Genomic DNA, 10,787 nt, shown 5'->3' on the forward strand with positions numbered 1-10,787 from the left:
ACTCACTGCAACGGTGGCGTACAGAAGTACATTCGATCACCATCGAAAACGGCATATCGCTCTTGAGCCGGGTCATAGACCACGCGTTCACCGGCATCTGCAGCGACATTAACCAGATCGACGAGCGATGACATTTCGACTACATTCAACTCAGAATCATGTGGATCTTCAGATAGAGTTCCAATAGAGATCCACTCAGCATACTCCACATGAGTCAGTCGGTCACGCTCTGCTGGCGAGAGCGCAATCTGGTTACGGCGACGTAGTAAAACGAGGCTGGCAAGCCCGCCTACACTGACAACGAGTATTGCTGGCCCACCAATGCTCCTGATCGGTGAATACTCGCGTGTCGTAGTAACTGATCGCACCTGCCGGCTTGTATTCGTCATTTCCCCTGGATCATTGACAACAAACGAATCACCGTCGGGAATGAATCGAATTTCATCAACAAATTCGCGATTAACTGTCCGGCCATTTACTTGACCGGTCATTTGCGTTTGCGCTTGGACAACTACGATTGGGTCGCCAGGTGTCTCACCCAGGGTTTCCTCCACACGCTCAAGCTGAAGACGTGTCTGATTCAGGTTAAATTCAAACTCTGTGTTTGCAGAACCACCCGGTTCAACATCAGCCGCGGTGGTGCTCCCGATCTCGCGAGTCTGCTGCCAGAAAACTGTCCCGTCACCACGACTTTGAACAATCGATAGAACCGTAATATCAACATCTACGGCCCCATCTCCGCTTGCAGTATACTGGAACTGGTACTCACCAGTAAGACGCGGTGAAATAAGCGGAAAATACGCGCGTTGATTCCGCAAGCGCTGATTTGTCTCATAGTACGTGTTTACCCCGAGGTCTCAACAACCGGCACAGTCTGCTCTCGTGAGATCATTTCGTTGTCGTGGACAACCCGCGTAAGTTCCTCGTATGGATTGCATCCCTGCTGGCGCCAGCCCCCGACTCGTCGAGGAAGTCCCGGATCCACAGCCACCAGAAGTCACCCAGTACAACCGACACCGCTACCAATGCGACTCCTGTGGAACTGAGACGGTTGCGACTCACCCCGACTGCCCCGATGAGGGGCAGTTCGGGGTGAACGTCATCGCGCAATCTGCCCTGTCACGGTACGATCACCGCCTTCCCTACCGGAAAATCGCGGACCGCTTCGAGCAACTGCACGGACTCGAACTCTCAGGTGCATCCGCGTGGCACGCGACCGAGCGCGCTGCGCGCGCCGGTCGCTGTGAGTACGAGCAGATCCGTCGAGAGATTCAGGAGGCTGAAATCGTCCACGTTGACGAAACCGGCATCAAACGTGACGGTGACCAAGCGTGGATCTGGACGTTTCGGACGGACTCGCACGTGTTGAGCGAGGGTTCGTAGTGATTGTTCCCGACACCGAGGTTGGAGAGCGCGTTACTGTGGAGATTACCGATGTTAGAGAAAACGTCGCCTTCGCTGAGGTTGTTGCACGGGGCAGTTCCTCTGAGTAAGCTGTATCGGATCTATTCCTCGTTGGCGTAGACGAGCTGCAGTGCTTCACGAAGGTGATAGCGCACCTCGTCATCATCCGTCTGGTGGTGAGCGTGCCGGATGTGCTTTTCAACGGGGTTGTCGGTTTCAGTTTCGACGCTTTCTGGAGGCACATATCCGTATTTTATTGTAATCGCATATATCTGTTGGTTATCTGCTAGATACAGGTGTACCACTCGTAATTAATTGGCTTGTTATCGGTGCGCAACCAATACCAGTCTGTCTACTGTACCTGAGATGCAAATTGATTGTTTGAAGAATGTCAAGTAGCGGTCCCAACAACATACCGGTCATCAGATGAGATGCTCTACGGATTCGCCGTCCCGAGCTAATTCGGACTGCTCAGGCGAGGCGTCCGTAGCACGTGTGGAGAACGACTCTGGAGAGACGGCTTGTTGCATCGCTGTGAGCTTTGATCGAAGTTGGCCGCTCGTCGAGCGCACCAGCTCATCGTCTGGCCATAATCGACAGGAAAGTGCTTAGTTCCAGTTTATACCGATACTTATTTCAAATAAAAAAGGTATCCAATGAATGCCCCGAGACCATGTATAAGAACGAGAACAGGCAGGAGAATGCCGCACACTCCGATCAGCTGGAGCACTAACGTAGGCCCAGACTGAACAGTCAGAGAGAGTACGCCATACGCAAGCAGGGACGTGGCAAAGACCCCGGCTGTGGCCGCTTTCAGACTCTGAATTCCGTCATACGCGATAGCCCGGGTACTATCCGCGCCACGGAGTGGGGGTCCATGATTTCGGATGTCGATGACGGTGCGAATTAGTACCCATGCCGCCAGTACAATTACGCCAAGGGAACCAGCAGCGACAATCATCATTCCGGCGCTGAGTATCGATGTATCGCCGCCTAACGCGGTAAATGAGCCAAAAATTACGACCGGCAGTGCAATCACCCAGACTGCAATCGATAGTGCCGTTAGTAGTATCTCAACTGGCAGGGTATTCGCCGACATCCATGCTTGAATCCGCTCCGTCTGTGAGGGCGGGGCCGCCATTCCTGATTGTCGCGGTGCGGCTGTTGGATCGCTGGAGGGGTCGGAGGGCATATTCGGCGCCAATGTCCCAACGCAAAAAATTCTTATCAATTAGCCTGCAATAACTCCGTCCACACCGTAGTGGTTCTATCACTTGATCAACCCGTTATTGGCGGCAGCTGCGCGCAGATCATACGCGTTGCCCTTAGGCAACCGACCTGCTCCGCCTGCAGGGGATTACTCTGAACAATTTCTAATAACGCAGGTATCTCCACGAGCGCTCAAAATGCTACACCTAGTATATATCTGGTAACTAAACTTAGGCCAAAATATAAGTAATGACAGAGTGACTAACCATTCGGTAAGAATGAACCACATAGGGGTGGCCAAGTCGGATACAAAAGAGTCACAGCTTCGAACGATGGCGCGAGATATGTCCGAGAGTCTGGCGAAGGTGTTCAGGGCACATGATAACTCGAACCGTGAGGATGCTATTGAATCACTTATCGAAGTAGACCGGCGCCAGTTTCCGACGTTAGACACCGATGAGGTTGAGCTAGCTTCGACGGCGTTCGTTGACGCGCTCTTTGCAAAGGACGAGATCGAATTCCAACAACTCACTGGCGGCGAAATTGACGCAACCGGACTGCGAGAGGCAGATTATTCGGCCGCGCTACAGAAATTACGACAACGAGCTGTACTTATCGGTGCTGATCAACAGTATGCGGTTGAAAAAGTTCGGGCCTGGAGACGACACAAAGTTGGTGGCGACTACTGGACCCCGTTCCAACAATCACAACTTTACGAACTCAGAGCCGCGTTGAATGATCCCGAGTATCCACACAAGCCACGAGCAGGTCAATCCGGGCCAGGGCCTGAAGCGATGCGGTATGCATTGGCGTTCGAACTGCATGATATGCATACAGAACGACACTGGCTACAGGGTATCCGTGTCATGACACCATACTTCCTCAGGATTCTTTCCCACCATGAGGAGATGGGGTGACTGACATGACGATGCATACTAACGGCGAGGTCAAATCAAACGTCTTCTCTCGTCATAACGATGGCTCAGATATGACTGTACTTGTCGTCGATGATGATCCCGATATTTTAGACCTCACTTCGACTTTTCTGGAACGAGAAAAAGACGGTTTCAGCGTAATTACACACGCGGATCCGACAGACGCGATCGAACAAGTCGATCAAGTCGATGTTGATGCAATCGTCAGCGACTACGATATGCCGTCGCTAAACGGGTTAGAGTTCCTTGAGGCTATTAGAGAAGATTATAAAAATATCCCCTTCATTCTGTTTACTGGCAAAGGTAGTGAAGATATCGCCAGTGAGGCGATCTCGAAAGGAGTCACGGACTATCTAGAGAAACAAACCGGACCCGAACAGTACGCGCTGCTCGCAAATCGCATCTCGAACGCTGTGGAGCAGTATCATGCTTCTGAGACGCTGAAACGGTCCCAGCAGAAGTTTAGCAAAGTTGTCAGAAACTCAACAGACGTACTAGGAATAGTCGATAAGAAAGGTGAATTCAAGTACATCTCACCAGCTTGCGAGAACACACTCGGATACAAGCAAGAAGAGTTAATCGGCGAATGTGCCTTCGATTATATGCCTCCGGATGATCGCCAAGAGGCGATGAACGAGTTCTTTGCCGCGATTGAAAACCCAGACAGGGGGCCAACGGTCGAATTCCGATTCGAGGATCCCGATGGCGGGTGGACAATTGTTGAGGCACGGGGCGAGAACCTGTTTGACGATGAGTTCATCAATGGGTTCGTCGTCAATGCTCGGGATATCGGGGAGCTGAAACAACGGGAACGAGAACTTGAGCAGCAAAACGAGCAACTCCAGAATATGCGAAAAATGCTCTCGCATGATCTACGGAGTCCTGTGAGTGTCGCGTCTGAATCCCTGTTCTTGTATCGCGATACGGAAAATGAAAAGTGGCTGGAAAAAACCGAAACCGCGGTCCAGCGAATGGATGAAATCTTAGACAAGGTGGCGACTCTTTCTATAGACGATACCAGCATCACTGACACCGAGACTGTTGAGCTTCGAGATATCGTCAGTTCGGTTTGGGATACAATCCAGACAAAGGGCGCACAGTTGCATATTCAAGACTCGAAGAAATTTGAAGCCGATCCCAGTCGGCTTAAACAGATCTTTGAGAATCTCATCCGAAACGCCATCGAACACAGCACTGGCGAGGTAATCATCAAAGTCGGGACAACTAACGAAGGTATCTACGTTGAGGATACAGGGCCCGGCATCGCTGAAGATGAGCATGACGATGTTTTCGACTCTGGATATACAACTGACCCAGCGAATACCGGGTTCGGATTGAGTATCGTAAAAGAAATTGTCGTCGGCCATGGCTGGGAGATCTCGCTGATAGAAGGCGAGAATGGAGGTGCTCGATTCGAGATTGACAACATTGTCTTCCAGCCCGCAGTCTATAACTGAACGTTCAAGCCCTCCAAGTGGAGACCCTACTAGCGGTAAGTGACCAAAGAAAACTATTGATATTGCTCTGTTGACTTGATGGAAACGCTGCTATCCCAAGAGAGCGTGAACTAAGACATGGGGCGCAAGAGACCGACCGCTATTCCGTGCCATCGAGCACGTCGTGTTGACTGGTCCATGTGCGAAAGAAGCCGAGCCATGGGCGTTACAGCCCGGATGTCTTGAACAATGAACGTATCGACTATCTTGTTCACTATCGTGGCTCGTCGCTGAACGCAACCGCGAATAATGCACTCATCCGGCCAAAAGGCTACTCTTGGCGCTAGATGGCCGAAACCTCGTATTCGGCAATTAAGCGCCTGCTCGGCGACGCCGTGCGAGCGCTTGGCTGGTCTCGACAGTTCCGTGAAATCATCTTGATGTTCCCCATCTCAAACATAGAACCGCTCTGTGAGCCGCACTAACTGTAACTCAGAGCCTATTCAACAGATCAGTATAGACAGTAGTGTAGTGGCCTGATAGACACATCAGATGAGATGTCCGAGAGAGTCAGTTTCGTGGGCTAATTTTGACTGCTCCGGCGACGTACCTGTCTGCTTTCCAGAAAACGACTCCGGTGAGACAGCCTGTTGCATTGCCTTGAGCTTCGACCGAAGTTGGCCGCTCGTCGAGCGCACCAGCTCATCGTCTGGCCAGGAATGCACTTCGAGCCCGTCGAAGCGCGTTGCGACCTGCTGGACTGTATTCAGTTGATTGAGAGCATACTCGACCCAGTACTGGTGGCTGTCTTGCATCTGCTGGAGTTCAGTGACAACGTCGTCGTAGCCGGCTTGCTTGGCGGCGTTGAGACACTGCTGGAAATTCGCGCCACGGGGGTTGATTGGTTCGTGGAAGATGACAACCTCGCCGAGCGCTCTGAAGTAGCTGAGTAGCTCGTGAAAGTCGTCTTCGTCCATTGTGGGATATGTGGGTGACATCGAGACGAACACCGACACACCGGCCTGCTGCAGCTCGTCTAACGCCTGCCAGCGTGTCATCGGCGGCGGAGCGTTCGGTTCCATCGCCCTGACGAGTGTGGCGTCGAAGGACGGAATCGAGGAGCCAACGGTAATGCGGTTACCGGCGGCCTGGAAGAGATCGATGTCCCGAGTCACGGCAGGGCTTCGCGTGAGGATTCGGATGGGAATATCGTGTGTGATGAGCTCGGCGACAGCGCCACGCGTTATCTGGGCCGTCCGCCGGTCCTGGTAACAGTCAGTGCCGCTAGACAGCATCACCACGCCCCGACCACGCTCAGTCTGCTTGCGCTCGCTGGGATCACGCTCGTCGAGGATGTTGTCCAGTCGCTCCGGGAGGTCGTCCCGGTACAGGAGATAGCTCCCCCAGTCGGTCTGTGGATCGTCGACGTTCGCTTGCTCGGCGAGCATCTCATCGCGGCTGTCGATAGCCGGGGTGGTTGGCACGTAGCAGAACTCACAGCCGTGTCGACACCCGGTGGCGACGTTGATGACGTGGTCACAGAGGCTCTTGGTGTGGAGATGGGGCTCGCTCATCACCGACTTCGTCGGATCAGTGTTGACCGTAACTCCACGCTCGTCGTTGCTTTCGGTGTCAGTGGCACAGTCCCAGCATAGTAAATTGATCTACTGCTGCTTTTTACTATCTGAATTTGCACACAAGCAGCGTGTCATATAATACGCCTCACGCCCTCTAACTGTCGGCTATACAGGCCTGACCTCGCGCCTAACTCCGTGATTTCGCCATTCATTAGCTATATTCAACACAGAAGATGTGAATTATATTTGTTGAGAACTATTGTATGACAGACTTCATAAGAATAACTGATATTGGTTGGATACATGACCAGTTTTGATGATCAGGCAGTAGCAGCTACTTATATCGTAGTACTATTCAGATGTAACAAACTCAAATCGTGCCCCTCCTGCAACCCCGTCGGTCACGCGGACGGTCCAGCCATGTGCTTTCGCAATCTCTTTTACAATTGAGAGGCCAAACCCAGTACCCCCATCATTGGATGTCACACCGTGTTCAAGCACCTCTTCACGTCTGTCGGCTGGAATCCCAGTGCCATTGTCCTCAACAAAAAACCCACTGTCGCCGTTTAGCCGACCCACGCTAACCTCAACGTCTTCTCCACCATGCTCGATAGCGTTTCTGAAGAGATTCTCGAATACTTGTGTCAGCCGGCTTTTATCGACCGCAACCATCGGAATGTCATCGGTAATTGACAGCGTAGCTTCTGCAGTATCGACAAACCCCCAAGCTTCAGTAACAATTGTTTCGAGATCAAGCTCTTCGACATCTTCAACTGTTGTTTCCCCTCTCGCCAAAGTAAGCAAATCCTCAATAAGTCGTTCTATCCGAGTGTGTGCTGACTCGACCTTTTCAAAGTGTTCGTGATCACCGGTTTCTTCAGCAATTTCGAGAAACCCTGCCGCAATAGTGAGTGGATTCCGGAGGTCGTGGGCAACGACGCTCGAAAACTGATCAAGACGTTCGTTTTGCCGTCGTAGATCTTGTTCCCGGTTAGACCGAGAGATAGCTGATTCAATTGCTGTTGAAACAATCTGGACTAATTCTATATCTGTTTGGGAAAACCCACTAGCTGACGTTGACGCCGTCGCCAGAAGGCCCTGTTCCCCCAATGGAGCTAAAATTTCACCACGGATGTTTGTCTCTGCATTGTATACTCCTTTTTCTTGCTGGACATTATCATAGGTGCGCATTTCTTGAGCGGTGTAGGCTTCCCAAGCAAGGCTCTCACCTCCCTGAAAACGTGGCTGGTCATCAACTACTTCTGTTGCTGTACCGCCTTTTGCGATTGGAACAAGTACATCTGACTCGTCATTGTGTCGCCATATACCAGTCGTTTCAAAGCCAAGAATCTCGGCAGTGGCGTCGACGGCTATCTGTGCAATCGCGTCTGGATCCTCTTCCTTTGTTAACTCTGTGGTCAATTCCTGAAGCTGTTCCAACTTGTTGACAAACGTCTGTCGTTCTAATTCGTAGCTCGCCCACTGCACAAGTAGCTTAACATATGATCGCTCTGCTTCGGTAAACGGCTGTTCTCGCGCTTCGTCCCCAGCGAAGCAAAGCGTCCCGTACATTTTCTCGTCAACAACGACTTTCCCACCAAGGTAACACTCAATGCCGAACCGCTCATACGGCGCTGTTGACTCCCACCCCTCATTCTTGGCATATTGAATACCCAAGAGACCGTCTTGCTGAGCCGTCTTCTGACAGTAGGACTTTGACCATGGCTCAGAGGCACCAGTCTGTAATAGCTCGTGTGTACCGGCTCCTCGTACAATGTGCTGTGTATCCCCGCCCTTTCGGCTCAGAAACGCGAATGGAAGGTCAAGGTATTGTCGGCCCTCCTCAAGCATTCGGTCAATTTTCTGCTTGAACTCCAAATTTTTGTCAGCGCTAATCTCATAGAGTGACCGTAGCGCTTCGTCATTACGGCGAACTTGGCGCTCTTGCCGTTTAATTTCAGAGATGTCCTCTAGTACGGCGATGATATTTGTCGTCTCACCGTTTGAGTTTGTGACCGGAGCTACTGACAAGTAGAAGTCCAAGCATGAACCGTCCTTTGTCTCTCTTTGAACCTCTTTGCGTCTGATGCGCTCACCGCTTAGGACGCGCTCGAAGTTCTCTGAGAAATCCCCTTGCCTGTCCTCGGGTACAATTGGATTGAACTCCCCGATAACCTCCTCGCTTGTCCAGCCAAATGTCTCCTCAGCCGCTCGGTTCCATCTCACGACATCCCCATCTAAGTCAATCTCCATGACAGGTGACGGGGTCACTTGAATGAGTGACTGGAGTCGTTGGTTTGCTTCATCTAATGCGGCCTGTGCGTTCCGCTCGGCAGTAGCATCTCGAACTGTAATAATAGCTTTTTGTTCGTTATCATGCTGCAACGATGAAAACATACATTCAAATATCCGCTCTTCATCCCCTTGCTTCACGGGGACATCTACTCGTTCAAACGGCTCGTTAGCATCTTGTAGTGCCAAGTCCAGATTTGTTTCAAACTGGTTCGCTGCTGCTGGTGTGCTCACCGTCGACACGACAGACGGTGCAGATGTACCAATAATCTCATTGGGATCTATGTGAGTAAATAACCCGATTTGTGAGTTTACATACTCTACCTGTTGGTTGCTGTCGACCACAGCGACTCCTTCTGCCATTCGTTCTGTTATCGATTCATACCGCTCAAGTTCGGCTTGTCGTTCCTTTTGCTCTGTAATCTCACGCGAAAACACCGACATTCCGTCATTATCCGGGAATACATTGACGCTTACCCAGTAATTGAACGGTTCCCCAAGGTATTGTTCAAACGATAGCGCCTCACAAGTATCCATTGCAGTCCGGAGTTTCTCCTCCAATTTAGTCCCGGTAAGACTAGGGAACTTATCCCAAAGATTTTCATCGATTACTTCTTCTTTGCTATAGTCGATTCTTTGAGCCATGTTCTCGTTGAGATACTCTATGTGCCAGGCTGTATCGACGGTATAGACTTCGTCAGTCGTCCGCTCTAACGTCCGCTCTAGTTGGGTCTTTGCTTCTTTAGCTGCCGTTTTATTTCTCACTGAATCAACAAGCGTCTCAATACGATTCGCTAACAATTCGAAGCTTTCTTGATTCGCTTGGACTGGGATGTAGTCAGAGACACCAGCCTGTGTCGCCTCACGGGCTACTTCCTCACTACCGCTTCCTGTGAATAAGATTGTAGGAATTTCATTGAATTGCCTATTAATCTGCTGTATAATTTCAATACCAGTGCGCTCCGGGAGACTATACGCTGTTACAACACAATCAAATGATTCCTTGTTTAGACTTTCAATAGCCATTTCACCAGTAGCTACGGTGGAAACATCCAGACTAGAACCAGTTGCAGACAATCTAACAGAGAGCAGTTCTCTAAAGTTTTCATCGTCGTTTACATAGAGAAGTTGAGTGGGCTGGTCCTCAGTATCGTCGGTGACAACCATGATGACTGTAATTAGGTATGCAACCGAGAAAAGGAGCTAGTGTTACACTATCTTTGCTGATATTTTGGAATAATGACTCGCTTCATAACCGCATGGAATACTCAGTCGGTATCAAAGCCGGAGCGCTTCATTTCACCCCACGATGTGTCGCCACGAATGTACTCGTACAACCCCCGCCATGCAATCAGTGTCTTCCACTGCCGGAAGCCGAAGTTTTCGATGACTCCTATGAGTAGTAGGCGGACGACTTGCTTTGGCCTATTGTACCGTCTGAAGCTCCATACCTCACTGAGAACACCAAACCAAGACAGGAACACTCCGATACCGACTGTAACACTGAAGTACATGAATACGAACGACACGTCTGCCGTCCCAGTCGCAAACGCAAGTGCTACAACCACATAACCGAGGCCTTCAACGAGCGGTCCAAGCACCTCCGCGAGTAAAAAAGCAGGATATCCGAACAACCCAACAGACCCGTACTGCCGCCGGCCAAGCACTTGGCGATGTCGAGCCATCGTATCAAGTAGCCCGCGATACCAGCGGCGTCGCTGTCGGCTGAACGCGGTTCGCGATTCCGGGACCTCTGTCCAGACAACTGGTTCTGGGACGAATTCGACATTATAATTACGGTCTTGGTCGCAAAGATAGCGGTGTAAACGAAGCGTCAACTCAAAGTCTTCTGTGACGCTATCGGTTTTATATCCGCCAACCTCGCGGACAATATCTGTCCGGAAGACGCCGAAAGCACCTGAGATAAGCATCAA

At 51.0% G+C, this 10,787-nt stretch carries 8 protein-coding genes and 4 pseudogenes; 5 read left to right on the forward strand and 7 right to left on the reverse strand.

Features of this window, described 5'->3' with window-relative positions:
• Positions 1-2: 2 nt before the first annotated feature.
• Positions 3-818 carry a DUF5305 domain-containing protein gene (locus BDK61_RS23160; protein WP_148709180.1) on the reverse strand — a complete coding sequence of 272 codons (816 nt, stop codon included), beginning with the start codon at positions 816-818 and terminating at the stop codon, positions 3-5.
• 127 nt (positions 819-945) lie between these two features.
• Here BDK61_RS23160 and BDK61_RS22555 point away from each other — a divergent pair.
• A pseudogene (locus BDK61_RS22555) lies at positions 946-1,368 on the forward strand (IS66 family transposase); the annotation flags it as partial.
• A pseudogene (locus BDK61_RS22560) lies at positions 1,341-1,493 on the forward strand (TRAM domain-containing protein); the annotation flags it as partial. The pseudogenes BDK61_RS22555 and BDK61_RS22560, both read left to right, overlap by 28 nt.
• Positions 1,494-1,505: 12 nt before the next feature.
• Here BDK61_RS22560 and BDK61_RS23705 read toward each other — a convergent pair.
• The 3 genes and pseudogenes from BDK61_RS23705 to BDK61_RS22570 all read right to left on the reverse strand — a co-directional run bounded on the left by BDK61_RS23705 (position 1,506) and on the right by BDK61_RS22570 (position 2,596).
• Positions 1,506-1,646 (reverse strand): hypothetical protein, encoded by a 141-nt coding sequence (locus BDK61_RS23705; RefSeq protein ID WP_160164345.1) that lies wholly within the window; start codon positions 1,644-1,646, stop codon positions 1,506-1,508.
• A 180-nt stretch (positions 1,647-1,826) separates the two neighbouring features.
• A pseudogene (locus BDK61_RS24090) lies at positions 1,827-2,009 on the reverse strand (radical SAM domain-containing protein); the annotation flags it as partial.
• 26 nt (positions 2,010-2,035) lie between these two features.
• The gene (locus tag BDK61_RS22570; protein WP_244210019.1) at positions 2,036-2,596 is read right to left on the reverse strand and encodes a hypothetical protein; all 561 of its coding nucleotides are present in this window, start codon (positions 2,594-2,596) and stop codon (positions 2,036-2,038) included.
• A 361-nt stretch (positions 2,597-2,957) separates the two neighbouring features.
• Between BDK61_RS22570 and BDK61_RS22575 the strand changes: the two genes are divergently transcribed.
• From BDK61_RS22575 to BDK61_RS22585, 3 genes and pseudogenes are all read left to right on the forward strand, one after another.
• Positions 2,958-3,530, forward strand: coding sequence for a hypothetical protein (locus BDK61_RS22575; protein WP_240150008.1), 573 nt, complete (start codon positions 2,958-2,960; stop codon positions 3,528-3,530).
• Between the two features lie 71 nt (positions 3,531-3,601).
• Entirely contained in the window at positions 3,602-5,005 is a 1,404-nt protein-coding gene (locus BDK61_RS22580) for a sensor histidine kinase (RefSeq protein WP_244210021.1), read from the forward strand.
• A gap of 236 nt (positions 5,006-5,241) precedes the next feature.
• Positions 5,242-5,469: pseudogene (locus BDK61_RS22585) on the forward strand (IS5/IS1182 family transposase); the annotation flags it as partial.
• A gap of 63 nt (positions 5,470-5,532) precedes the next feature.
• On the opposite strand, the gene BDK61_RS22590 reads toward BDK61_RS22585, so the two are convergent.
• From BDK61_RS22590 to BDK61_RS22600, 3 genes are all read right to left on the reverse strand, one after another.
• Positions 5,533-6,558 carry an SPL family radical SAM protein gene (locus BDK61_RS22590; RefSeq protein WP_121304882.1) on the reverse strand — a complete coding sequence of 342 codons (1,026 nt, stop codon included), beginning with the start codon at positions 6,556-6,558 and terminating at the stop codon, positions 5,533-5,535.
• Between the two features lie 354 nt (positions 6,559-6,912).
• Positions 6,913-10,020, reverse strand: a complete 3,108-nt coding sequence (locus BDK61_RS22595) for a hybrid sensor histidine kinase/response regulator (protein ID WP_121304884.1) — start codon at positions 10,018-10,020, stop codon at positions 6,913-6,915.
• A 101-nt stretch (positions 10,021-10,121) separates the two neighbouring features.
• The coding region (locus BDK61_RS22600; RefSeq protein ID WP_148709181.1) for a glycosyltransferase at positions 10,122-10,787 on the reverse strand (666 nt) is incomplete at its 5' end.

It is taken from the genome of Haloarcula quadrata (genome assembly GCF_003634715.1).
Lineage (GTDB): Archaea > Halobacteriota > Halobacteria > Halobacteriales > Haloarculaceae > Haloarcula > Haloarcula marismortui.